This window comes from Hymenobacter glacialis, assembly GCF_001816165.1.
In the GTDB taxonomy this organism is placed as follows: domain Bacteria; phylum Bacteroidota; class Bacteroidia; order Cytophagales; family Hymenobacteraceae; genus Hymenobacter; species Hymenobacter glacialis.
Genome location: NZ_MDZC01000071.1, coordinates 1 through 25098 on the forward strand (window position 1 = coordinate 1; position 25098 = coordinate 25098).

The window sequence follows — 25098 nt, forward strand, 5'->3', positions numbered from 1 at the left end:
AGCAATGCCGCCACGCCGGCTGCGGTGCTGGCGCGGCTGGCCACCAAAGACCCCGACTATCGGGTGCGGCTCAGCGCGCTGCGCGCCCTCCCGTTTGGAGCGGGCACGTATGGCGCCAGCCGCAAGGCCGTTTTCTACGCCCTGCGCCACGACCGCGCCCCGGTGGCCCTCACGGCCGCCGAGTGGCTGCTGGCCCACGCCAAAGGCGAATCGGGTCCCATGATGGCCGCCCTGGCCGACGGCAACAAGCAGGCCTCGCCGCGGGTGCGGGCGGCCTTGCTGCAGGCCGCCGTGCGCCACGCCAGCCCCGCCGCCCGGCCCAGCCTCACCGAAACCATTCGCAAGCGCTACCCGGTGGTGCCCACGGTGTACGAAAAAGGCTTCCTGCTGCAGGCCCTGGCCGAAGACCCCGTTTCGTTCGACTTCGTGCAGGCCGAGGCATTCGGGGCTGGTAAGTCGCCGGTGGTGGCTGGCTATGCCCTGGGCGCGCTGCTCACCATGCGCCGCAATGCTGATTTTCCCGCGGCCCGCCAGGCCGATTTTGCCGCCGCCGTGCGCCAGGCCCTGGCCACCGGCGACGTGGCCCAGCTGGGCACCGCCGCCGAGGCCCTTACCGACGCCAAACTGTATCCCGAACCCCAGCCCGCCGACCTGGCGGCCATTCGCCAGGCCCAGGCCAAGCTCCAGCTGCCCCGCGAGATTGAGGCCTGGCAGGGCTTGCAGCAGGCCCTGGACAAGCTCACGAAAAACCCTAACCCCACGCCCACGCCCGTGGCCACGGCCCAGCAGCACCCCATCGACTGGGCCGTGGTGCAGCGTGTGCCGCTGGGCAAGCAGGTGCGCCTGCGCACGTCCAAAGGCATCATTCTACTGGAGCTGAAACCCAACGAGGCGCCCGGTGCCGTGGCCAGCTTCGTCACGCTCATCGAGCAGAAGTTCTACGACAGCCTGTATTTCCACCGCGTGGTGCCCAACTTTGTGGCCCAGGGCGGCGACCCGCGCGGCGATGGCAACGGCAGCGCGCCCTACAACCTGCGGTCGGAGTTTGGCGACCTGCACTACGAGGAGGGCAGCGTGGGCCTGGCCTCGGCCGGCAAAGACACTGAGAGTTGCCAGTTCTTCATCACCCACACGCCCACCCCGCACCTCGACGGCCGCTACCCCATCTTCGCCCAGGTAGTGGGCGGCATGGACGTGGCGCACAAGCTCGAAATCGGAGACCAGATTCTGGGCGTAGAGCTGGTGAAATAAGCACGGTGGAGCCGTCTGGTTCGTTGCGGCATTTCGTTGAATTCAATAGTTAGTAACCCGCGTTTTTTTTATGGATAAAGTCATCACATTTGCTCAGCGGCACCAAAACATTCTCCTGCTCTACCTGCCCCGCTTGCTAATGGCCGTGGTGGTGCTGGTGGTGGGCTGGTGGCTCATTGGCTGGGCCACGCGGCTGTTGTTGCGCGCCACCCTGCACCTGGATGTATCGCTGAGCTCCTTCCTGAGAAGCCTGGTTAATATTGTGCTTAAGGTGCTGCTGCTGATATCGGTAGCGGGCATGGTGGGTATCGAAACCACGTCATTTGTAGCCATACTGGGCGCGGCGGGCCTGGCGGTGGGCCTGGCGCTACAGGGCACGCTGGCCAATTTTGCCGGGGGCGTGCTCATTCTCATTTTTAAGCCCTACGTGGTGGGCGACACCATCGAATCGCAGGGAAAATCGGGGGAGGTGCGGGAAATCCAGATTTTCAACACCATTCTGACCAACGGGCAGGGCGATACCATTATCCTGCCCAACGGCGCCACCTCCAACAATGTCATTGTAAACAAAACGGCCCAAAACAAGGCCATGGTGGAAATACTGGCCGAGCTAGACAACCCCACCAGCCTCGATGCGCTGCGCAGCTGGGCCGTGCCCCTCATGCAGGCCGACGCGCAGGTGCTGCCAATGCCGGCCCCGCAGGTAGTGGTGACTGCCCTGAAACCCGGCGGCGTGACCGTGGCGTTCCGGGCCTACACGCTGGCCGGCCAAAACGGCGCGGCTCACGGCCGGCTCATCGAGCAGCTGCAGCGCGCCTTTGCCGAGCATGGCGTCGGTTAAGCCGGATTCCGTGTCGCACCGCCGCATTCAATGCATGCTGCAGTAAGGCATGCCAGCAGACGTTGGCTGGTTTCGCGGGGGGGCAACAAGAGCGTGTCTAATACATTATCTTGCAGCAAAGAGGAGAAGCAGACCATGACCCCCGCCGAGCTACAACACGCCCTGGAGCAGCAGCAGGCCGAGAATGCCGCCTTGCGCGCTGCTCTAGCCAAGGCCACGAGCGCCCCCGGCCCGGCGGTGGCTTCCCCTTTGCCCAACTACCAGCAGCTGGTGCTGCTGATGCAGCAGCTATACCCCGCCGTGCTCCTTACCGATGCAAACAGGCGGGTCACGTGGGTCAACGAGGGGTTTACGGCGCTGTGCGGCTTTGCGCTGCACGAAGTGGTGGGCCTGCTGCCCGAAACGTTTATGCGCCCCGACCTGGACGACCCGGCTACGGTGGCTTACATAGAGGCCGGAATCCGCAACAGGGAGCCTTTTCAATACGAGGTGCGCAACCCACGGGCCGGCAATGCTCCCGGCTGGATTCGGGTAAAAGTGCAGCCCGTTGTCAACGAACAGGGCGAAGCCGTGCTGGCCGGCCTGCTGGAAGACATCACCGAGTGGAAAGAAAGCCAGCTTGCCCTCGTCGAGAACGAACAGCGCTTCCGGGCACTGGCCGAAAACGTGCCGGTGGTGCTCTACGAATGGCGCCAAAACTTTGACGGCACCTTTGGCACCAACTACATGAGCCCGAAGATGTTCGAGTTGTTTGGTGTCCCGACCACTGACTTCAGCGACGTGCTCAAGTACTCGTACCCCGAGGACTTGCCTGCGCTCTGGCAGTCCATTGAGGAAGCCACGCGCACGCAAACGCCGTGGTTCTACGAGGGCCGGGTAGCGGTGCCGGGCCAGCCCCTGCGCTGGGTTCGGGGGAGCTCCGTGCTCACGGGCCGCGACGAAACCGGCGTGAACTACAGCGGCATCCTGCAGGACATTACCCCGCTGAAGCAGGCGCTGCGGGAAACCGACCTGCGCTGGCGCCTGGCCGTGGAAGGCTTTGGCGATGGCATCTGGGAGCAGAACCTGCTCAACCCGGCACTGGTGACCTATTCCGCAGAATACAAAGCCATGCTGGGCTACCAGGAAGACGAATTTCCGGATGGCTACGCGTCTTTCACCACGCACATCCACCCCGAGGACCTGGAAAGCACTGTGCGTACCATCAATGCCTATTTGCAAGGCAATGCAGCGCTGCTGGTCGTCGAGTTCCGCATGCGCTGCAAGGACGGTACCTACAAATGGATACTGAGCCGCGGGCTGGTAACCGAACACGCGCCCAACGGCGAGCCGCTCATCTTCTCGGGCACGCACACTGACATTTCGGAGCTGAAAAAAGCCCAGGAAGCCCTCGATGCGTCGACGCGGCGCTTGTCTACGGTTATTGCCAATTTTCAGGATGGCCTGGTGTTGGAGGACGAAAACCGCCGCATTGTGCTCACCAACGAGGCTTTTTGCAACCTGCTCGCGGTGCCCACCTTGCCGCCGCAGCTAATTGGCAAAGACGGGGGCTGGCTGACGGAGGGTTCCAAAGCCTACATCAAAGACCCCCAGCACTACGTGGCGCGCATTGAGGCACTACTCAAGCATCGGCAGCCTGTGGTGGGCGATGCCATTAGCCTGCTCGACGGCCGGACGATTCAGCGGGACTTCGCGCCAATCTTTGACCAGAGCCGCTACATCGGCCACCTGTGGAAATACGCGGATATCACCGTCCGCACCCAGGCCAATGAGGAGCTCAAGCGCCGGGAGGAAAAATACCGCGGCATCATCGAGAACATGTCGTTAGGGCTGGTAGAAGCTGATTTGGACGACCACCTGCTCTATGCCAACCACAGCTTCTGCAGCATGACGGGCTTCTGCACCGATGAGCTGGTGGGCAGCCAGATTTCGTCCCTGCTCCTGAGCGGCGAAGACCTGGCGCTGGTGGAGAGCAAGAAAGAAATTCGGAAGCAGGGCATCATCGATTCCTACGAAATTGCCGTGACCACCAAGAGCGGGGAAATTAAGTGGCTGCTGGTGAGCGGCGCCCCGCTCTACGACGACCGGCAGCGGCTGATTGGCTCCATTGGCATCTACCTCGACGTGACGCCCCAAAAGCGCCTTGAGGCCAGCTTGCGCGAAGCCAAAGGACTGGCCGAAATCAGCTCAAGGGCCAAGCAGGACTTCCTGGCCAACATGAGCCACGAAATCCGCACGCCCATGAATGCCATTCTGGGCATGAGCCAGCTGCTGACCAAAACCGAGCTCGACAGCTCCCAAACCAGCTACCTGCACGCCATCACGGCCTCGGCCGAAAACCTGCTGGTCATCATCAACGATATTCTGGACTTGTCCAAAATTGAGGCCGGGCGCATGGCCATCGAGAAAATCGGCTTCAGCCCCGAGCGCGTGGCCGTGCAAGTCGAAAAAACCCTGGTTTACAAAGCCGAAGAAAAGGGCCTGAGCTTTAAAACGCGCATCGGGCCGGGCGTGCCCCCCGTGTTGCTCGGCGACCCGTACCGCATTGCCCAAATCCTGCTCAATCTGGCCGGCAACTCGGTCAAGTTTACAGAAAAAGGCAGCGTGAGTGTCTCCTGTGAACTGGTGCAGCTGCTTGATGAGGGCGAGGCGCTTATCGAATTCACGGTGAAAGACACCGGCATCGGCATCGATGCCGAGTACCTGGCGGAGGTTTTCGAAGATTTCAGCCAGGAAGACTCGTCCGTGTCGCGCAAGTTTGGCGGCACCGGCCTGGGCCTGAGTATTAGCAAAAACCTGGTGGAGCTGCTGGGCGGCACGCTGCTCATTGAGAGCCAGAAGAACAGGGGCACCACCAGCCGCTTTACCCTGCGCCTGCCGGTGGGAACCGGCACCGACGTACCCCAAAAAGACGAGGCCGACACCAGCAGCCTCATGCCGGCGCTACAAGGCAAGCGCATTCTGCTGGTGGAAGACAACGTGTTCAACCGCATGCTGGCCAACATCTTCCTGACCAATGCCGGCATGGAAGTAACCGAAGCCGAAAACGGCCAGGTAGCCGTGAGACTGGCCGAAAACGAGGCGTTCGACCTGGTGCTGATGGACCTGCAGATGCCCCTGATGAACGGCTACGTGGCCACGGCCATGCTGCGTCAGCAGCTCACGCTTACCGTGCCCATCATTGCCCTCACGGCCAATGCCATTAAGGGGGAGCGCGGCAAGTGCCTGGCCGCGGGCATGAACGACTATCTCACCAAGCCGTTTCAGGAAGCGTCGCTGGTGAAGCTGGTCTACGACTGGACCGTGGGGCCGCTGAGCCGCGTGCCAGCCTCGCCACAGGAAGGACCAGCTACCCGCTAGCGGTTCACCAGCTTTAGGGCGCCTTCGCCGTAGCGGGCCCCCACCACCGGATGGGCCGCCAGCAAGGCCTGCAGCCGGTGGCTTTCGGCCGTCGATAGCACCACCTCCGCGGCTGCGCGTTTTCGTCCAGGTACTTCCGGCGCTTGGTGCCCGGAATGGGGATAATGTGCGCGTCCTGAGCCAGCAGCCACGCCAGGGCCAGCTGCGCCGTGCTGATGCCTTTTTCGGTGGCCAGCTGGTGCAGGCCCGCCAGCAGGGGCGAGTTGGCGTCGCCCACCTCCTCGCCGAAGCGGGGCATGCTGCGGCGCAGGTCCTTTGCGGCCAGCTGCGGCCCCGGGTTGGTGAGCAGCCCCCGGCCCAGCGGCGAGAAAGGCACCAGGCTGATGCCCAGCTCCTGGCAGGCGGGCAGGATTTCGGCCTCTACATCGCGGGTGAAGATGGAATACTCCGACTGCAGCGCCGCGATAGGATGCGTGGCTGCAGCCCGCCGCAACGACGACGCCGAGGCTTCGGAAAGCCCCAGGTGCCGCACTTTGCCGGCCTGTACCAGCGCGGCCATGGCACCCACCATTTCCTCCACGGGCACGGCCGGGTCGATGCGGTGGGCGTAGTACAGGTCGATGGTTTCGATGCCCAGGCGCTGCAGGCTGGCGTCGCAGGCCGCGGCAATGCGCTCGGGGCGCACGTCCACGGCCGAGCCGCCCTGCCCATCGGTCACAAAGCCGAACTTGGTGGCCAGAAACACCCGCGCGCGGTTTGGCACCAGCACCTGCCGCAGTAGCTCCTCGTTGGCCCCAAAACCGTAGATGTCGGCCGTGTCCCACAGCGTCACGTCCAACTCTAGGGCGCGGTGCAGGGTGGCCACGGCTTCCTGCTCATCGCTGGGTCCGTAGGCATAATCCGAAGCCATCGACATGCAGCCCAGGCCCAGGGCCGATACCTGCTGGCCGGTGCGGCCGAGTTCACGTGTTTTCATGCGGGGAGGGAAATTGGTTGTGCAGAAAGAGTACGACACAAAAACGTCGTGAGAAAGGGAGGCATACAAGAACGTCATGCTGAGCGCAACCGAAGCATCTCCACCGAATTACTAAAATTGATTAGTTGCCCGGTAGAGATGCTTCGACTGCGCTCAGCATGACGTTTTTTTAACTACAAATAGCCTTAGCGGCCTATAATGCGGCTATTCTTCGTCGCGGCCGTGTACCTGGGCCGGGGGCGAAGTGGCCTCCACCGCCGAAAAGCTTTCCAGAATCTTGTAGGTGTGCTCGGCACCTTTGGGCACTACCCAGGAATTGCCCTGCTCCAGTATTACTACCTGGCCCGCCAGGTGCAGCTCGGCGCGGCCGCTGAGCACGTAGCCCACGGTTTCATAAGCGCTGCTGGACGGTTCTTTGGGCTCGCCGGGCTGCTCGTTTTCCCACATGCGCATGGCAACGTGCTTGCCGGAGGCGAGGTATTTTTCGCCGTCTTTGCCTTTGGGCGAATGGCGCGAATCAACTTTGGTGATGGTGGTATCGGACATGGTGTTGGTTGGGAAAGGAATGAACAAGGAACTTTTGAGGCGAGCTCCGGACCCGTAAAAACGCGGAGCCAGCGCTTGAAGTAAACGGGCCGTTTGCCCTCACAGTTGTCCGGCTGGACCGAAACCTTCGTTAGACCATCTGGTTAAGTCCCTCCATTCTTTCGCTCCATATTCCCGTTGCTGTGCCCCTCGATTTATTTTGTGCTGAACTAGCCCGCGCCCACGCATCGGTTCCCGATGCCCTGCCCGGTGCCGCCTTTTGCGCCCTGGCCGACAACCTGCTGGCACTCCTTTTCCCGCACCGCGCCGAGCGGCCGCTGGCCACGGCCGACGCCGTAGCGGCCGAGCTGCATCATTTCCGGTCCGAACTGGCCACGCTGCTGGCCCTGGTACCGTCTTTGCCTTCGCCGGCCCCCGCGCTGGCCGATGAATTTACGGCGCAGCTGCCTGCGTTGCGGGCCGCCCTGCTGCGCGACGCCAGCGCCATTCTGGCCAGTGACCCCGCCGCCCAGGGCCTGGCCGAAATCATCAGCTCGTACCCCGGCTTCTACGCCACGGCGCTGCACCGGCTGGCCCACGCCCTCTACCAGCGCGGCTTGCCCCGGCTGCCCCGGCTCCTGAGCGAGTACGCCCACCAGCGCACCGGCATCGACATTCACCCCGGTGCGCAAATCGGCCATTCCTTCTGCATTGACCACGGTACGGGCCTGGTCATTGGCGAAACCGCCATCATCGGAGCCAACGTGCAGATTTATCAGGGCGTCACCCTGGGAGCTCTGAGCGTGACCAAAGGCCTGCAGGGCACCAAGCGGCATCCCACCATTGAAGACCACGTGGTGATTTATGCCGGAGCCACCATTTTGGGAGGCAGCACGCTGGTAGGCGCCCACAGCATCATCGGGGGCAACGTCTGGCTCACCGAAAGCGTACCCTCGCACTCCCGCGTGTACCACCGCGCCCACATTCAGATATCCCGTAGCGTAGACCCGGCTGCGGAGCTGGTTTTTTCCATTTAGCGAGGCTTTTAAGGCGTGCGTGGGGCGTTTCAGCTGCACCACCAAACTGCTCCTCTTCGCCATCACCTCACCTCACCGTTTCACCTCATGAAAGCCAATACCATTCTAGAAACCATCGGCAACACCCCGCTGGTGCGCCTCAACCGCCTGTTTGCTACCGTTCGGCCCGACATAGAAGTGTGGGTGAAGCTCGAGCGCGCCAATCCCGGCGGGTCCATCAAAGACCGGATAGCCTTGTCCATGATTAATCAGGCTGAAAAAGATGGCATTCTGAACAAAGACAGCCTCATTGTGGAGCCTACTTCGGGCAATACCGGCGTGGGCCTGGCCCTGGTAGCCGCCGTGAAAGGCTACAAGCTCACGCTGGTAATGCCCGAGAGCATGAGCGTGGAGCGCCGCCGCCTCATGGTGGCCTACGGTGCCAACCTCGAGCTCACGCCCCGCGAAAAAGGCATGAAAGGCGCCATTGACAAAGCCCAGGAAATTGTGGCCTCCACGCCCGGCGCCTGGATGCCCATGCAGTTCTCCAACCCCGCTAACATCAAGGTGCACGCCGAAACCACGGCCCAGGAACTCCTGCGCGATATGCCCGAGGGGTTTGACTTCCACATTACGGGCGTGGGCACCGGCGGCCACATCACCGCCGTGACGGAAATGCTCAAGCCCCTGTTTCCAAACATGAAAACCTTCGCCGTGGAGCCCGAGGGCTCGCCGGTTATCGGCGGCGGTGCGCCGGGGCCGCACGCCATCCAGGGCATCGGGGCGGGCTTCATTCCCGAAAACCTCCACGTTAGCGTGCTCGATGGCACCATCCAGGTATCGCAGCAGGAAGCTTATGAAATGACTCGCCGCGCCGCCCGCGAGGAAGGCATGTTCATCGGCGTGTCCTCGGGCGCTTCGCTCGCGGCCATTGCCAAGAAGCTGGTGGATGTGCCCCAGGGCAGCCGCATTCTCACCTTCTGCTACGACACCGGCGAGCGATACCTGTCGGTAGAAGGCTTGTTTGTGTAAGGCAGTGGTACTGGGTTTCAGGACCGCCGCCGGTTCGCTGATGCCTTCTCAAATAGCACAAGTTACTTGCAGGCAAAGCCAACGGAAACAGATTCGGGGTGCCCGGTACAAAACCACGTACCGGGCACCCCGTATACTTTAGGCATGCGCCATACATGCCGTGGGCTTGTTCTGGTACCTTGTAGCCATCCGGCCATCCAACCATCCAACTCGGAATTTGCTTCCTCCGTGGTTGCGGCTTGGCAAAATAGCAGCCACAGAAGGCGGCGTGCTACCAATTCAATGCGCAACTGCTCCGGCAGCTATTGATACTGTACTATCCATTCACTTTTTACCCTTGAAAATCATGGCAACTGACAACACCGATTACAGCGATAAACTGACAACCAGCGAGAATGAGCACCGCCGCACGCAGCAGCAGGTAGCCAACTCGGGCAATAACGCAGCCCGCCCCGAAAATGTGGGCGGCGTGAGCGTGCAGCAGCAGGGCGGCGGAGAGCTCACCTCTTCACCCGATAGCGACGGTACCCATGGTGGCAACCGCGGCGGCACGCACGAAACTGCTCCGAGTGCCGAGGGCAGCAGCAACCGCGGCGACCAGCCCGGTGCCGACCAGAAAAACCAGGGCGGCGGCTCCGATGCTGAAAAAGCCGATCAAACCAAAAACACTACCGCTTACAACTCCGAATACAGCAATGCCCGCTCGGCGCCGAGCTCAGCCAACGACGGTGGCAAAATGGGCGATGCCGACAATCCGGCCGAATAGGTGTGATAAAGGCCAAGCACTCAAACGTAAGGTCCTCCCGCTTCCACTAAATCCAAAACTGTTCTAGGGAGCCGCGCACAAGTAGTCGTATTCAATTTGGTCATGCCGAGCATTCTGCGCATCAAGCAGAGCCCGAGGCATGACAGCTTGGAAACTACGGTTACTTGCGCGCGGCTACTGTAAGCTGCTGGCCGTCCCCTAGTACAAGCAGGTAGTTCAGAGTAGAATAAAAAAGCAGTCCGGTATTTACCGGAGCTGCCTTTTTTATTCTACTTTTTTTCCGTGGAGAATATCGGAGTCGAACCGATGACCTCTTGCATGCCATGCAAGCGCTCTAGCCAACTGAGCTAATCCCCCGGGTTGTGCTTACCGCCGTGCCTATTGCGCTTTGGTTCGACAAAAGTACGGCCAGTTTGCGGTTTGGCAAGGGTAACGCATACTTTATTTTGGCAGAAAAGCGCAAGCACCAAATAATCAGTCACAAAAAAGAGGGCCGGAATTAATTCCGGCCCTCTTTGGCGTTGCGCTAAGCGGAGGAGCTTAGTTGAAGATGATGCGCAGGCCCAACTGGCCCTGCCAGCGCGAGCTGAGTCCGCCGGTGTCGTCGCGGAAGGTTTCGGTGAGCTTACGGCCGGCGTTAACCGTAGCATCCGCGTTCCGGGTGGGGTTCACGAGGTAAGGGAACTGGAACACTGGCTGGCTTTGGGCATTGTAGCCGGCAAAGGTGAGCGGGTTGGTGCGGTTGGCCGTCTGGAACGTGCCCCAGTTGCTGTTAATCAGGTTGCCCACGTTGAACAGGTCAAGGCTCAGTTGCACCGTGCCGCGGTTTTCGGAACCCAGGTCGGTGAAAATGTCCTGCAGCAAGCGCACATCCAGGCGGTTCTGCCAAGGACGAGCGCCGCCGTTACGCTCGGCGTATTCGCCCCGGCGCGTCTTGAGGTAGTCGTCCTGGCTGATGTAATTATTCAGGTCGTCCCACTGCTGCGCCGCGGTGTAGGTAGAGAACACGGTACCACCGGAGGTGTAGTTAATGTCCCGCAGGTTGATTTCGCTCTGGTTGCGGGGCACGTATATCAGGTCGTTTGACGTCTGGTTGTCGCCGTTCATGTCGCCCGCATACACGTAGGAGAAACGGCCTGCGGGTGCCGCCTCGTAGAAGAACGAGACGGTGGTAGCCAGGCGGTTCAGATACTCGCGGCGGTACGAAGCCGAGGCAATGATGCGGTGCTGCTGCAGGAAGTTGGAGTAGCTCAGGGCGCTGGCGTTGGGGTCGCCCGAAATCGAGCGGTCACGCCAGATGGACTGGGCAATCGAGCCGCCGTCGTTCACCGACCGCGAATCGGAGTAGGTGTAGGCCGCGCTCGCAAACAAGCCGTTGCTGAAGGACTTCTGCAATTGTGCCGTGGCCGCGTACGAATAGCCCTTGCTGATGTTCTTCATCAGGATGGCGTCGCTGATTTCGGGGCGTGCCGCCGTGTTGCCACCCTGGGCCGAAGGCACGGGGCCATAAATCTGGAAGTTGCGGGTGGTGCTCACCAATCCGGCGTTGTTGCCCGTGAGGGGCGCGCCAAACGAGTAGAAGATGGGACGGGTATCGGCGCCGGAAGAACGAGCAAACGGGTTTGCTTCGGTGCCGGGCAGGTTCACGTTCTGGTTGTATACGGCGTTGATGTCCTTGGTGTAGAACGCTTCGAGCGTACCGACGATGCCACCAAGCAGCTCCTGGTCAACGGCAAGGTTAGTGCGCCATACCTGCGGAAATTTGAAGTCCTTGTCGGTTACCGCCAGGTTGTAGCGGGTGTTGGCCGTGGCGTTTTGCGGGCGGTAGGCGTCTACGCTGGGGTTGAAGGGGTAGATGGAAGCGCCGGGGTTGGTGCCATTGGGTACTGCGCCAGCGGTGCTGAACGAGCCAAACTGCACGCCGTTGTTGCTGGCCTGGTTCGAGAGCCACACGAAGGGTACGCGGCCCGTGAATACGCCCGTGCCGCCACGCAGCTGCGTTTTGCGGTCGTCGTTCACGTCCCAGTTGAAGCCCACGCGGGGCGACAGCAGCACGTTCTTGGCAGGAGTCTGGCCGGTGTTGATTTTAACGCCGTCGCGGAACGTGAGGTTAGCCGCGTTGGTGTTTTGCGTCAGGTCCGAAGTCAGGTAGGGCAGGTCGGCGCGCAGGCCAACGATGACGCGCAGGTTGTTGCGCGGCGACCACTCGTCCTGGCCGTACAGGCCAAATTGGATGGCCTTGATGTCGGCGAACGGAAAGGCGCCGCCGGGTAGTGCCGAGTACGACAGGTTGTAGCGCTGCGGGCCCGGACGGGTGCCGGTGAGCGGCGCGAAGGTGCCCGCCGTGCGGTTGTAGTCGAAACCAGCCGAAGCGTAGAAGTCTTCCAGCGAGTTGTAGGAGTAGTTGCCGTAGTAGTTAGGCGAGAAACCGTTGCGGAACTCGTAGTACTCGTTGTAGGTGCCCACCGTCACGTTGTGCTTGCCAAGGTAAGCCGTGAAGTTGTCGCCAAACTGGTACACGTCCGAATTCAGCACGTTGAAGGCCGAAAACGGCTCGTAACCAAACGTGGTGAACGAGTTGGTGGCCGTGATGCCGTTGAGGCCCGTGCCGGTGCTGCGGCCCGTGCCGGTTCCGATGTCCACCAGCGGAAAGATGCCAGCGCTGCTCTCGCGGAAGTCGCGGAACGCCGTGAAGCCCGCCGTCATGTTGTTCGAAAACTTGCCCCCGCCCAGGGTGCTGTTCAGTTCCGCGATGAAGGAGTTCAGGTTGTTGTTGATGGTGTAGTACGACGACAGAAAGGGCAAGCCAAACTGCGACTGCGAGCGTTGGCCGGCAATGGCACCCGAGGTGCTCGGGTTGATGTCGCTGAGCGACTTCAGGTAGTTGTACTTGATGTTGAAGCGGTGGTTGTTGCTGATGTTCCAGTCGAGCTTCACCGTGGCTTTGTCGCTATTCGAGCGCAGGCTGTAGCTTTCGTACGGGCCGGGGTTGTAGCCGTATTCCCGCTGCAGGAAGCTGCTGAGAATATCGAGCTGGGTGCCGGAGGCGTTGGAAACCGTGCCGCCAGGCGTGGGAGGGGTATCGCTGCGGTTGGCGGTGAAGTTGCCGTTCGGCGGGTCGTTGCGGCGCTCGCGCTCAGCATTCACAAACAGAAACAGCTTGTCTTTGATAAGCGGGCCGCCTACGCGGAAGCCGAAATTGTTCAAGTCAAACTTGGGGTAGTCGGACTTGATGTCGCCCACTTTGCTGCCCACCAGGTCCTGGTTGCGGCCAAAGTAGTAAGCCGAGGCCTGCACCTTGTTGGTGCCCGAACGGGTCACCACGTTGATGCCCGCGCCAGTGAACGAGCTGACGTACGTCGAAGGGCGCAATGCTCACCTGAATCTGGTCGATGGCATCCAGCGAAATGGGCTGCGCACCGGCCTGGCCGCCTACCGTCGACGACAGGCCGAAGGCGTTGTTGAAAATGGCACCGTCGATGGTGATGTTGTTGAACGCGCCGCTGCGGCCGCCGAAGCTTTGGCCGTTGGCCTGAGGCGTGAGGCGGGTAAAGTCGTTCAGCGAGCGGTTCAGGGTGGGCAGGCGCTCAATGGTTTCGCGCTGCACCGTGGTGCTGGCGCCGGTGTGGTCGGCGCTCATGATGGGGTCGCGGCGGCCGCCTACCACCACTTCGGCCAACTCCGTGCTGGTGTCGCTCAGCTTCTGGTCGAAGCGTAGGTTTTGGCCCAGCGACAGGCTGAGGCCTTCCCGCATCAGGTCTTTGTAGCCCACGAAGGTGACGCGAACCGTATAGGGACCACCTACGCGCATGTTCTGGATGTTGAAGCGTCCGTCGGAGTTGGTAGGAGCTACGTACTGCGTGTTGGTGGGCGTGTGCACGGCAATAACCGTAGCGCCGGGCAGGCCTTCGCCTTTGCTATCGGTGATGACTCCACTCATAGACGCGGTGGTGGCGCCTTGGCTCCAGCCTAAGCGGGCAGTGAAAAGCATCAGCGCCAGCAGGAAAAAATGGCGTAAACGTATATTATTCATACAAAAAGGGTTGGTGAAATGAATGAGCATGAGCAAACTCGATACAAAGGTAACAGCAAGGTGAGTGTGCCAATGTTACCTCAATATTACCGCTAGGGGGATACCTTGTTTTGGTGCTTTGAGTGGGGAGCAAATTCATTAGCTGGCATAAAAAAAAACGGCTGGGAGAACCCCAGCCGTTTTTCAAATGAAAATCCGCGTTGCTTAGTTGTGAGTAACGACCGAAATGCCGAGCGGAGTGCTGCTGTTGCCAGCTATGCCCCGAACGTAAAAGGTGTAGATTTTGCCAGCGACCAGCGTGATGACCTGCTGGGTGCCCACCAGCGGCGTTGTAGCTACGCTGCGAACGTCCAGGGTGTAAGTGCCCGCTGCAACCTCCGTAAAGTTGGCGAAGCTGACCGCTGCGGTGCCTGTTCCTGACGAGGTGGCCCGGTAGGTGCGCAGGGGGATTGACGAGAACAGCGAAGCCTGGGTCAAGCTGTTGTAGATGCCGTAGCTGGTGCTGCCGCTGGTAGCCGTGGTGGCCAGGTTCACAAAGCGAATCTTGGCGTTGGTGGCCACGGCGGGGGGCGCCAGGTTATCCGTTAGCGTGACCGTGCGAATGCCGCCCTGGTCCGTGCCCGCAGATGCCCGGGTGGGCACGTCAGTCACGAAAACGGTGTAGTTGGTGCCGCCCAGGTAGGCAGTGCGTGCTGCCACCGTGCGGGGCGTGGCGGGCGCCGTGGCGTTGGAGGGGATGTTGGCCGGGTCGTTGAACAAGAACAAACGCTGGCCAGCGCTCACGCCTGTGTACGTAGCGGCGGCGGTGCCCAGGTAAGGGGCAACAGCCCCGAATGGGCTGCTGTCGACCGTAGTCGTAACGCCCTGCGAACCCGGGGCAGCGTTTACCACCAACACGCGGGCCTGGCCCACGCTGGACTCCGTTACCGGAGTAGGGGTGGGGTAATTAGGCTCGTCGCAGCCAACCAAGGCGCCAGCTACCGAAGTAGCCAGCGTTAGTTTGGTGAAGAGCGAAGCAAAGGAGAATTTCATATGGAGATGCGTTTAGCTAAACCTTCTGACTGATTAAAACAAGTAACGGGCGCCAAACTGGGCCTGCCAGCGCGAAGACAGCTGGCTAATCTGGTACGCCTGCTTGGCAGTAGGCGTGGTGCCGTTGCCGTAGCTAAACGTAGGGCGGCCAGTGGTGCCGTTCTCCAGACCCTGGTAACGCAGCAAGCCAAAGTTCTGGTTCGCTACGAAGTAGTCGCGGCCCCACTCGTTGTTCAGCAGGTTGCCGAAGTTGGTCACGTCAGCCGTCAGCTGCAGGGTGTGGGTTTTGCTGCCCACCGTAAAGAAAATGTCCTGCATCAGACGCACGTCGATGCGGTGCTGCCATGGGGTGCGGGCGCCGTTGCGGGCAGCGTACTCGCCGCGGTGCTCCTTCAGGAATTTGTCGCTCTCGATGAAGGAGTTCAGCTCGCTCCAAATCTGAGCGGTGGTGCGACGGTCGTTTACGCCATCGGTTACCAGCACGATTTCGTTCTGGCTACGCGGGATGTAAATCAGGTCGTTCGAGCTGCCCGAAGGGTTGCCACCGTCGTTGTTGATGTCGGTGCCGAAGTACGTGTAGGAGAAAGGCGTGCCCGACTGCCCGTTGTAGAAGGCCGACAGGGTGGTGGCGAAGTGGCCGGCGTACTCCTTGCGGTAGGAGAACGAGCCAATCACGCGGTGACGCAGGTCGAAGTTGGAGTACGAGAGCGGCAGGTTGTTCGGGCCGGATACGTGGGGGTTGAACTCCCAGGTCGAAACGGCTACCGAGCTGGTACCAGAGTACAGGTCGCGCGACTGGCCGTAGGTGTAAGCCGACGTGGCAAAGAAGCCGCTTTCAAACTGCTTTTTCAGTTCTGCCGTGAGGCTGTACTGGTAGCCTTTGCTGGTGTTGGTCAGCAAAATCACGTTGTTGAAGTCGCGGCTGTTGCGGTAGCGGTTCGGGCCGCCGGTGGCGGGGTTGGTACCAGCGGTGTATACTGGGCGGCCATCGCCTAGCAGCGTGCTGGTGGGGTTGGCCAGGTTGATGTCCTGGGGCAACACGTCGTTCAGGGTCTTGGAGAATATACCTTCCAGGGTGGCCACCAGGCCAAACGGCAAGCGGTAGTCCACGGCCAGGTTGGTGCGGAGCAGCTGCGGGTTGCGGAACTCCTTATCGGTTACGGCAATGCTGCCTTTCGAAGCCTTGGCGGGCAGGCGCGACACGGAGTCGGGCACGACAGTAGCCAGGCGAGGAGCATTTACGCCGGTGCGGTCGAAGTTGGCAAAGTCCACGCCGGTGCCGCCGTACTGGTTCGAAATCCAGACATAGGCAGGGCGGCCGGTGAAGATACCTACGCCACCACGGGTCTGCAGCGACTGGTCGCCGCGCACGTCCCAGTTGAAGCCCAAGCGGGGCGACACCTGCAACCGCGACTTGGGCAGCCGGTCGGTCCGCACGTCATAGGCCGCACCCTGAGCGGGGCCGGTCGTTACCGCATTGGCAAAAGTGGAGTCTACGCGGGGGTTGTAGGAAGGGGTGTTGAAGTAAGCGGGCAGGTCGAGGCGAACACCGGCTGTCAGGCGCAGCTTATCGGTCACGTTGTATTCGTCCTGGGCATACACGCCAAACTGGGCAGCGCCGAACTTGGCAGTGGGCTTGCCGCCGGGCAAGCCATAGTTTTGGCGGTAGCGGTAGTTGGTGGCGTTGCTGCGGCCGGCCAGGAAGCTGGCCAGGTCCGGGAAGTCATAACGACCAGCGGCGTCGTTCACAAACAGGTTGTCGAAACGGAAAATCTCGTTATTGGTACCGAACGTCAGCACGTGCTTACCTGCGAATACGTTGAAGTTGTCCGTGATTTCGAGGATGTCCTGGTCGAGGCGGTTTTGGGTGGAGCTACGCTCCGAGCCGGCCACCACGGTGTTTGCACCGAAGTTGATGGTAACGGAAGGAAACAGGCTGCCATTAATGGAGCGCTGGTCGCGAATGGTGGAGTAGCCCAGCAACAGGTTGTTGGCAAACTTGCTGCCGAAACGGCTTTTCAATTCCATAACCGACGAATTGGTCTTGCTCACAAACCGGTAGCCGTTGTTGCTAAAGCGGAAGTTGTTCTGGGAGCGCGAGAGGTTGTCGTCCGAGGCATCCACGAAGTTGTGGCGCAGCGTGAGCTGGTGGTTCTGGCTGATGTTCCAGTCCAGGCGAGCAAACGCCTTGTTGGAGCGGGTTTCGTTGTTGATTTCGCCAAAGCTGCCGGCGTCGTAGCCGTACCGCTCGCGCAGCACGTTCGAAATTTGCTGCAATTGGTCGTTGTTCACGAAGTTCACAATGCCGGAGCCCACTTCGTTCACGCCGTTTACCTGGTTGGCGGCGCGGAACAACAGCGGCGCGCTGCGGCGGGTAATTTCGCCATTTACGAAGAAAAACAGCTTGTCCTTAATGACCGGGCCACCGAGACGGAAGCCGGTCTGGTAGTCCGAGAACTCAGCCAGCTTGGTGCGCTGGCCGGTCAGAGGGTCTGGCGTGGGGCTTTTGCCCGCCGTGTTCTGGTTGCGGCCGAAAACGAAAGCCGAACCCGAGACTTCGTTGGTGCCGGAGCGCGTCACGGCGTTGATGCCGCCGCCGCTGAAACGGCCCTGACGCACGTCGTAAGGGGCAATAACTACCTGGAATTCCTGAATAGCGTCCAGGGAAATGGGCTGGGTGCCAGCCTGGCCGCCCGGCGTGCCGGAGCTGCCAAGACCGAACAGGTCGTTGTTGGAAGCACCGTCAATCTGGATGTTGTTGAAACGGCCGTTACGACCCGAAATCGAGTTGCCGTTGGCCTGGGGCGTCAAGCGCGTGAAGTCCTGGAAGCTACGCGAAATGGTAGGCAGGCGCTCAATTTGCTCGCGCCGCACCGTGGTGGCGGCACCCGTGCGGTCGGCGCTCATCACCGCGTCGCGGCGTTGCGATACCACCACTTCGGCGAGCTCAGTGGAGGAGTCGCTCAGCTTCTGGTCGAAGCGAAAGTTCTGACCCAGCGCTAGGTTGAGGCCTTCGCGCGTCAGGTCTTTGTAGCCCACAAAAGTGACGCGAACCGTGTAGGGACCACCCACGCGCATGTTCTGGATGTTGAAGCGTCCGTCGGAGTTGGTAGGAGCTACGTACTGCGTGTTGGTGGGCGTGTGCACGGCAATAACCGTAGCGCCGGGCAGGCCTTCGCCTTTGCTATCGGAAATGACCCCGCTCATGGCGGCAGTGGTCACACCCTGAGCCCAGCCCAAGTGGGCAGTGAAGAGCATCAACACCAACAAAAACAAGTGGCGTAAACGTGAATTATTCATACAAACAGGAATTGGTGAGAATGGTGAGCTGGTGAGAATGCAAAGCAAAAGCAAGCTTGGGAATGAACCTGGTTTGCAGGTGTTTTGCTATTATTTATATCAAGACACGGTTCTGTCTACGCCGCAAAGGTAACAGGCTGGTCTCACAGTTGAGGCCGCACGGCCCGAATAAATCGACTTAAATAATAGTCGGATTCCAAGCTGTTTTCGATGACTCCCAGGGAGGTGGAAGCATGAATAAAGTCCACCCCTTCCTCGTCTACCACCGTTACCAGGCCCACGTGCGTGATGGTGCGGCTGCCCGGGGAAGCCCCAAAAAACACCAAGTCACCGGGTTTCAACTCCGAGCTTCGCACCGGCGAGCCCCACACGGCTTGCTCGTTGGAGGAGCGAGGAATGCTGATGCCAGCCTCGCCAAACGAGAGCTGCAGCAGGCCCGAGCAGTCGAGACCCAGGCGGGTGGTGCCGCCGTAGCGGTAGGGCGTGCCCTGGTAGGACCGGGCCGTTTCTATCACGGATGCCAGCGCACCGGTGGCACTGCCGTCGCGCAGCGGGCGCCGCGTCACGGTTTTGGCCTTGCCACCGCTGGGCGTTTTGCCCACGGTTTTAGTTTTGCCCACGGGCCGGGCGGCGTAGCGGCCCCCTTTTTTCAGGCGAACCATTTCGCGGGCCGTGCGGTACTTGCCGTCGCGGTAATTGAGCTTCTGCTGGCAGCCGGCTAGCCAGAGCAAAGCCAGCAGCAGTAGCGGTAGTATCTTCGTTGTCACCCTCCTCATTGGCTGCAAATATAGTTTACGCGGCCTGCCTAAGTTTATCCGCCGATGCCGTTCAACGCCCTGACCCCCGAATTAATTGTCGCGTTTGAGGCCATTGTGGGCCCTGCCCACGTGCTCACTGCCCAGCGCGCCGAGGCCGCTGCCACCGCCGAAATGTACGCTGACTACGGACGCGACCACACCGAGGACCTGCACTACGCCCCCGACGTGGTGTTGCGCCCCGCCAATGCCGATGAAATCAGCCAGATTATGCGCCTGTGCCACGAGCACCGCGTGCCGGTGACGCCCCGCGGCGCGGGCACGGGCCTGAGCGGCGGCGCCCTGCCCGTGCACCACGGCGTGGTGCTGAGCACCGAGCGGCTCAATAAAATCATTCAGATTGACGAACGCAACCTGCAGGCCACCGTGGAGCCGGGCGTGGTAAACGAGGCGTTTCAGAATGCTGTGAAAGAAGTGGGCCTGTTTTACCCGCCCGACCCGGCCAGCAAGGGCAGCTGTTTCTTGGGCGGCAACCTGGCCCACAGCAGCGGCGGCCCTAAGGCCGTGAAATACGGCACCACCCGCGACTACGTGCTCAACCTGCAAGTGGTGCTGCCCACCGGTGAAATCATCTGGACCGCCGCCAATACCCTCAAAAACTCCACCGGCTATAACCTCACGCAACTCATGGTGGGCTCCGAGGGTACGTTGGGCATTATTACGCAGGCGGTATTTCGACTCCTGCCTTATCCCCAGCACAATGTGCTGATGCTGGTGCCTTTCCGGCAGGAAGCGCAGGCGGCGGAGGCGGTGTCGGCGGTGTTTCGGGCGGGCGTCATTCCCTCGGGCATGGAGTTTATGGAGCGCATTGCCATGGAATGGTCGGCGCGCTACTTGGGCATTCCGCTCACCGTGCCCGAAGACGTGCGCGCCCACCTGCTCATCGAACTCGACGGCCAGGACCTGGACCAGTTGTATAAAGAAGCCGAGCAGGTGTACGCCGTGCTTGACAATTACAACGTAGGCGAGATTCTACTAGCCGACACTGCTGCGCAGAAAGACGAGCTCTGGCGCATACGTCGCAACATCGGCAACGCCGTGAAGAGCGCCGTGTACAAGGAAGAAGACACCGTGGTGCCCCGCGCCGAACTGGGCACCCTGCTGGCCGGGGTGAAGGAGATAGGTGCCCGCTACGGCTTTCAGAGTGTGTGCTACGGCCACGTGGGCGACGGCAACCTGCACGTCAACATTATTCGCGGCAACCTGAGCGACGAAATGTGGAACGTGGGGCTGCGCGAGCCCATCAGCGAGATTTTCCGCCTGTGCGTGAAGCTGGGCGGCACCATTTCCGGCGAGCACGGCATCGGCCTGGTGCAAAAAGGCTACATCGGCATCGCCCTGGCCGAAACCAACCTGAACCTGATGCGCGGCATCAAAAAAGTGTTTGACCCGCACGGGATTTTAAACCCGGGCAAGATATTCTAAGGGTTGTTTGACAACGCTTGTCATCCGGAGCGCAGCGAAGGACCTTGTCACGCTGGAGCATAACGCTATTGCTTGCTCTCTGCGCACACGTGATAAGGTCCTTTGCTGTGCTCAGGATGACAGATGTTTTTTCAAACCCAAGTGGTTAGCCCGCCACCGTGGGCAGGAACTTCGGAGCCATACGCTTTTTCGAGGCCTGCTCATACGCGTAGCCCAGGGCCAGCACCCGGCCTTCCTCATACGCCGGGCCCACGAACGACAGGCCCACCGGCAGCCCCAGCACTTGCCCCATGGGCACGGTGAGGTGCGGGTAGCCCGCCATGGCAGCAGGTGAAGAAAACCCAATGCCGGTGGAGTAGTCGCCATTGACCCAGTCGATGCACCAAGCCGGGCCGGTGGTCACGCCCACAATGGCCATGAGCTGGTTGTCGCGCATTACGCTGTCCAGGGCCTTGCGGGCACCGGCTACCGATTTCTGAACCGCCGCCTTATACTTGGCACTGCTCAGGCCATCGGTCTTTTCGGCATCCATCAGAATTTCCTGCTGGAAGTAGGGCATGGCTTCCGCTTCGTGGGCTTTGTTGAAAGCAATAACCTCCGCTAGGTTGCGCACGGTGGCCCCGGCGCTGGCCAGGTACTTGTTCACGCCGTCCTTAAACTCATAGAGCAGCACCTCGTACTCGGCTTCGCCCAGCGGGTCGGTCTGTTTCAGCAGTTCCACCTCTACGATGGTCGCGCCCTGGGCCTTGAGCACGGCCACGGCCGCTTTGAACAGCGCCGCTACGGCTGGCGGCCCGCTTAGGTGCGACTTCTCCACCCCAATCCGCTGGCCTTTCAGCGCGTCGGCTTTAAGAAACGTGGTATAGTCGGCGGGAATAGGAGCGGAATTGACGAGCTGGGCCGGGTCGGCGGGGTCGGGGCCTTGCAGCGCCCCAAGCAAAATGGCCGCGTCGCGCACGGTGCGCGTCATGGGGCCGGCCGTGTCCTGGGTACTGGAAATGGGAATGATGCCGCTGCGGCTCAGCAGGCCCACCGTGGGCTTGAGGCCCACCAGCCCGTTGCAGGACGCGGGCGACACCACCGAGCCATCGGTTTCGGTGCCCACGGCCACGGCGCACAGATTGGCCGATGCCGCCGCACCCGAGCCGGAGCTGGAGCCGCTGGTGTTGCGGTCCAGCGCATACGGGTTGCGGCTTTGGCGGCCGCGGCTGCTCCAGCCGCTCACCGAGCGCGTGGACCGGAAGTTGGCCCATTCGCTCAGGTTGGTTTTGCCCAGGAGCACGGCGCCGGCCGCCCGCAGCTTCTGCACAATGAAGGCATCCTGCTTAGCCTTGTGCCCGGACAGGGCCAAGGCGCCGGCTGTGGTCATCATCTGGTCGCCGCTGTCAATATTGTCCTTAATCAGCACCGGAATGCCGTGCAGCGGGCCGCGCACCTTGCCCGCTTTGCGCTCCTTGTCCAGCTCATCGGCAATCTTCAGCGCATCGGGGTTGGTCTCGATGACGGCCCGGAGCATGGGCCCCTGTTCGTTCACTTCCTTGATGCGGGCCAGGTATTTTTCGCTCAGGCTGCGGGCGGTTTCGGTGCCCTTGGCCATGCGGTCCTGTAGCTCCGTCACCGTGGCCTCGTGCAGGGCAAAGGCCGAGCCATCGTCCGAGCCGGTAGTGGCGGGCGGTGCCGCCGCTTCACCGGGCGCTTTCTCAGTGGTGGGTTGGCAGGCCACCACGGGCAGCAGCGCGGTGGTGAGGGCGGCCAAAGTGCTGCGATTCAAAAAAAGACGACGGTCCATCGAAACAATATGAAATAGGGGAGAGGCTGAGAGCCAGTTAACAATAATACTACCGGCAGGGTGATGCACCGCCCGTTCCTTGCCGAAATGGTTATTCGCCCAAAAAGAGTGAAGCTCCGGTTCGTACCCTAAATCCCCCTGCAAACAGAAAAGGCCACCGCGAAAGCAGTGGCCTTTTCTTAAATTTTGATCGGTTCATTTCTTTTCAAAAAAGAACGGTTCCGCGCAAGGAGTGGGGGTTACGACTGTTGCTCTTTGAGCAGGTCCTCGCCGCCATAGGGAGCGCCGGCCGTGATGTCGCCACGCAGGCCGCCAGCCGTGGTTTGGCCGGGGCCGTGGTCGGCGGCTGTGTTACCCGGGTTGTTGGGCTGGCCGCTTGGTGCGTTGGTGGCCGCATCGGTCGCTACCGTATTGGTAGGCGCACCGGCGCCTTCTCCGCCTGTGATTTCAGTGGTACGGGCCACGTACCGGCGTTTGGCCTCTTCTTCAGGCACGCCCTTGTACTGGTTCCAGGAGTCCCACTGGGCCTGGGATAGTCCACCGGGGCCGCTGGCCTGGTCGGCCTCGTTGGCGTCTACTTCGCCGGGCTTCATGTTCACATCGCCCGCAGTGGCTTGTTTGTAGAGGCCGTAAAGCTCGGTCATGTGAGCGCCGGCCGCATCGGCAGGCAGGTTGTTTACTTTGTCGGCCGCGGCCTGGAATTGCTGGTTGAGGTCCATGGGAAGAAATAAGGAAGAGAAAATGAATTAAACGGCCTCGCGACCGCCACGGCCGGAGCCAATTGCAACCGAAGGGATAGTCGTGGAGCTTGAAAATTCGTAAAGGGCGCGAAGTTGGCAGAAATCGTGCGTGTTTGCCCTGCTGACAATACCCTGCTGCTGGCCTTTAGGTTGCGGGGTCGTACTTTTGCTGGCTACTATGTGTGGAATTACTGGAGTATTTGCCTTTACGCAAACGGGTCGTCAGTCGCTGAACAACCTGCAGGCATCAACGGATGCCATCATTCGCCGCGGTCCCGACTCGGAGGGCCATTTCGTGTACGACCAGTGCGGGCTGGGCTTCCGCCGATTGGCCATCCTCGACCTTTCGGCCGATGGCAACCAGCCCATGACCGATGCGGCCGGCCGCTACACCATCGTGTTCAACGGCGAAATATTCAACTTCCGCGAGCTGCGCGAGAAGCTCGTTAAGCGCGGCTGCCAGTTTCACTCCCAGACTGATACCGAGGTTATTCTGCAGCTCTATATTACGGAGGGCCGCAGCTTCATCAAAAAGCTCAACGGCTTCTTTGGCCTGGCCATTTTCGACAAGGAAGAGAATTCCCTTTTCATTGCCCGCGACCGGTTTGGCGTGAAGCCGCTGCTCATTTACCGCGACGAAGACAAGCTGTTCTTCGCTTCGGAAATGAAGTCGATGATGGCCCTGGGCGTGCCGCGTAAGCTCGACTATGTGGCCCTCACGCAGTACTTGCAGCTGAACTACATTCCGGGGCCGGCCAGCATTTTCAAGGGCGTCAAGAAGCTGTTACCCGGCCACTACCTCTACATTAAGGACGGCAAAGTGGTGGGCAAAGCGTGGTATAAAATCCCCTACGACCCCAAAAAAGTAGCCAAGAACAAGCTCAGCTACGAACAGCAGCAGCACAAGCTGGTGGAGCTGATGGACGGTGCCGTGCAGCGCCGCCTCGTGGCCGACGTGCCCCTGGGTTGTTTCCTGAGCGGCGGCATCGATTCCAGCGTCATCGCCGCGCTGGCCTCCCGGCACACGCCCCACCTCAACACGTTCAGCATCGGTTTCAAAGACGAGCCGTTCTTTGACGAAACCAAGTACGCCAACCTCGTGGCGGCTCGGCACAACACCAACCACACGGTGTTTTCGCTGACCAACAACGACCTGTACGAGCACATTCACGACATGCTGGCCTACCTCGACGAGCCGTTTGCTGACTCCTCGGCCCTGGCCGTGTACATCCTCAGCCAGCGCACTCGCCAGAAAGTAACCGTGGCCCTGAGCGGCGACGGGGCCGACGAAATGTTCGGCGGCTACAACAAGCACATGGGCGAGTTCAAGGTGCGCCAGGGCGGCTTCAAGGCCGAAGCCGTAACGGGCCTGGGCTTTCTGTGGGACATACTGCCCAAGTCGCGCAACAGCTTCATTGGCAACCGGGTGCGACAGTTTCAGCGCTTCTCGCGCGGCATGCTCGCCGGCGTGAAGGACCGGTACTGGGACTGGGCCAGCTTCGCATCGGCGGAAGATGCCAACACGCTGCTCAGCGCTGCCAGCCGCCGTAAGGTGGGCAAGAAAGCCCTCGCCAAGCGCCGGAAAGATATTCTGGAGCACCTGCACGCCGACGGCGACCTCAACGAGGTGCTGCTCACCGACATGAAGCTGGTGCTGCCCTACGACATGCTCACCAAGGTGGACATGATGAGCATGGCCAATTCCCTGGAAGTGCGCACGCCGTTCCTAGACTACAAAGTGGTGGACTTTGCCTTTTCGCTCCCCGTGAGCAGCAAAGTCGACGCCACCATGAAGAAGCGCATCGTGCAGGACGCCTTCCGCTCCGAGCTGCCCGCCGAGCTCTACGACCGGCCCAAGCACGGCTTTGAAGTGCCCCTGCTCAAGTGGATGCGCGGCGAGCTACGCTCCTTAATTGAGGACGACCTATTGCGCGATGAGTTCATCGAAGCCCAGGGCGTTTTTGATGTGGATGCCATCCGCGCCCTCAAAACTCAGCTGTTTTCACGCAACCCCGGCGATGTGCACGCCCGCATCTGGGGCCTTATCGTGTTCCAGACCTGGTGGAAGCAATATATGGCGGGTTAAGTAATTAATAATGAAGCTGTTTAGGAAGTGGGAGGCGGGACAATTTTACGGAGCAGTAGCACCGTGAAGGCCACCCAGTGCAGGGCCATCCAGTTTTGCAGGCTGTTTCGT

At 60.9% G+C, this 25098-nt stretch carries 17 protein-coding genes and 1 tRNA gene; 8 read left to right on the plus strand and 10 right to left on the minus strand.

From position 1 onward, the window contains the following. From BEN48_RS19435 to BEN48_RS11455, 3 genes are all read left to right on the plus strand, one after another. Positions 1–1251 (plus strand): peptidylprolyl isomerase (locus tag BEN48_RS19435; RefSeq protein ID WP_206599855.1); only part of this gene is annotated, 1251 nt, incomplete at its 5' end. A 70-nt stretch (positions 1252–1321) separates the two neighbouring features. Beyond that, positions 1322–2092 (plus strand): mechanosensitive ion channel family protein, encoded by a 771-nt coding sequence (locus tag BEN48_RS11450; protein ID WP_070735013.1) that lies wholly within the window; start codon positions 1322–1324, stop codon positions 2090–2092. 93 nt (positions 2093–2185) lie between these two features. Continuing rightward, positions 2186–5452, plus strand: a complete 3267-nt coding sequence (locus BEN48_RS11455) for a PAS domain S-box protein (RefSeq protein ID WP_158010164.1) — start codon at positions 2186–2188, stop codon at positions 5450–5452. Positions 5453–5465: 13 nt separating this feature from the next. On the opposite strand, the gene BEN48_RS11460 is transcribed toward BEN48_RS11455, so the two are convergent. Beyond that, complete coding sequence (locus BEN48_RS11460; protein ID WP_241502256.1) at positions 5466–6428, minus strand: aldo/keto reductase; 963 nt, start codon at positions 6426–6428, stop codon at positions 5466–5468. 204 nt (positions 6429–6632) lie between these two features. Then, positions 6633–6974, minus strand: a complete 342-nt coding sequence (locus BEN48_RS11465) for a cupin domain-containing protein (RefSeq protein ID WP_070735018.1) — start codon at positions 6972–6974, stop codon at positions 6633–6635. A gap of 182 nt (positions 6975–7156) precedes the next feature. Here BEN48_RS11465 and BEN48_RS11470 point away from each other — a divergent pair, with 182 nt between their 5' ends. From BEN48_RS11470 to BEN48_RS11480, 3 genes are all read left to right on the plus strand, one after another. Next, complete coding sequence (locus BEN48_RS11470; protein WP_070735020.1) at positions 7157–7990, plus strand: serine O-acetyltransferase; 834 nt, start codon at positions 7157–7159, stop codon at positions 7988–7990. An 87-nt stretch (positions 7991–8077) separates the two neighbouring features. Further along, entirely contained in the window at positions 8078–9001 is a 924-nt protein-coding gene (cysK, locus tag BEN48_RS11475; RefSeq protein WP_070735022.1) for a cysteine synthase A, read from the plus strand. A 346-nt stretch (positions 9002–9347) separates the two neighbouring features. Beyond that, complete coding sequence (locus BEN48_RS11480; RefSeq protein WP_125932601.1) at positions 9348–9767, plus strand: hypothetical protein; 420 nt, start codon at positions 9348–9350, stop codon at positions 9765–9767. Positions 9768–10050: 283 nt separating this feature from the next. Here BEN48_RS11480 and BEN48_RS11485 read toward each other — a convergent pair. From BEN48_RS11485 to BEN48_RS11505, 6 genes are all read right to left on the minus strand, one after another. Then, positions 10051–10124: transfer RNA gene (locus BEN48_RS11485), tRNA-Ala, on the minus strand. Positions 10125–10307: 183 nt separating this feature from the next. Beyond that, positions 10308–13091 (minus strand): hypothetical protein, encoded by a 2784-nt coding sequence (locus BEN48_RS20265; RefSeq protein ID WP_449404425.1) that lies wholly within the window; start codon positions 13089–13091, stop codon positions 10308–10310. Next, positions 12976–13800, minus strand: coding sequence for a TonB-dependent receptor (locus tag BEN48_RS18195; RefSeq protein ID WP_158010165.1), 825 nt, complete (start codon positions 13798–13800; stop codon positions 12976–12978). The genes BEN48_RS20265 and BEN48_RS18195 overlap by 116 nt, the downstream gene beginning before the upstream one ends. Positions 13801–14004: 204 nt before the next feature. Then, entirely contained in the window at positions 14005–14832 is an 828-nt protein-coding gene (locus BEN48_RS11495) for a DUF4397 domain-containing protein (protein WP_070735026.1), read from the minus strand. Positions 14833–14865: 33 nt separating this feature from the next. After that, the gene (locus BEN48_RS11500; RefSeq protein WP_070735028.1) at positions 14866–18132 is read right to left on the minus strand and encodes a TonB-dependent receptor; all 3267 of its coding nucleotides are present in this window, start codon (positions 18130–18132) and stop codon (positions 14866–14868) included. Between the two features lie 143 nt (positions 18133–18275). Further along, entirely contained in the window at positions 18276–18908 is a 633-nt protein-coding gene (locus tag BEN48_RS11505; protein WP_083321004.1) for a C40 family peptidase, read from the minus strand. A gap of 45 nt (positions 18909–18953) precedes the next feature. Here BEN48_RS11505 and BEN48_RS11510 point away from each other — a divergent pair, with 45 nt between their 5' ends. After that, on the plus strand, positions 18954–20372 hold the full coding sequence (locus tag BEN48_RS11510) for an FAD-binding oxidoreductase (RefSeq protein ID WP_070735030.1): 1419 nt from the start codon (positions 18954–18956) through the stop codon (positions 20370–20372). Between the two features lie 145 nt (positions 20373–20517). Here the strand turns inward: BEN48_RS11510 and BEN48_RS11515 are convergent, their stop codons facing one another. Together BEN48_RS11515 and BEN48_RS11520 are read right to left on the minus strand one after the other, a co-directional pair. Beyond that, complete coding sequence (locus BEN48_RS11515; RefSeq protein WP_317043704.1) at positions 20518–22143, minus strand: amidase; 1626 nt, start codon at positions 22141–22143, stop codon at positions 20518–20520. A gap of 257 nt (positions 22144–22400) precedes the next feature. Continuing rightward, positions 22401–22880 (minus strand): acyl-CoA-binding protein, encoded by a 480-nt coding sequence (locus BEN48_RS11520; RefSeq protein WP_070735034.1) that lies wholly within the window; start codon positions 22878–22880, stop codon positions 22401–22403. Positions 22881–23079: 199 nt separating this feature from the next. Between BEN48_RS11520 and asnB the strand changes: the two genes are divergently transcribed. Next, positions 23080–24987: an asparagine synthase (glutamine-hydrolyzing) gene (gene asnB / locus BEN48_RS11525; RefSeq protein WP_070735036.1), complete on the plus strand. Its 1908-nt coding sequence runs from the start codon at positions 23080–23082 to the stop codon at positions 24985–24987. Positions 24988–25098: the final 111 nt, after the last annotated feature.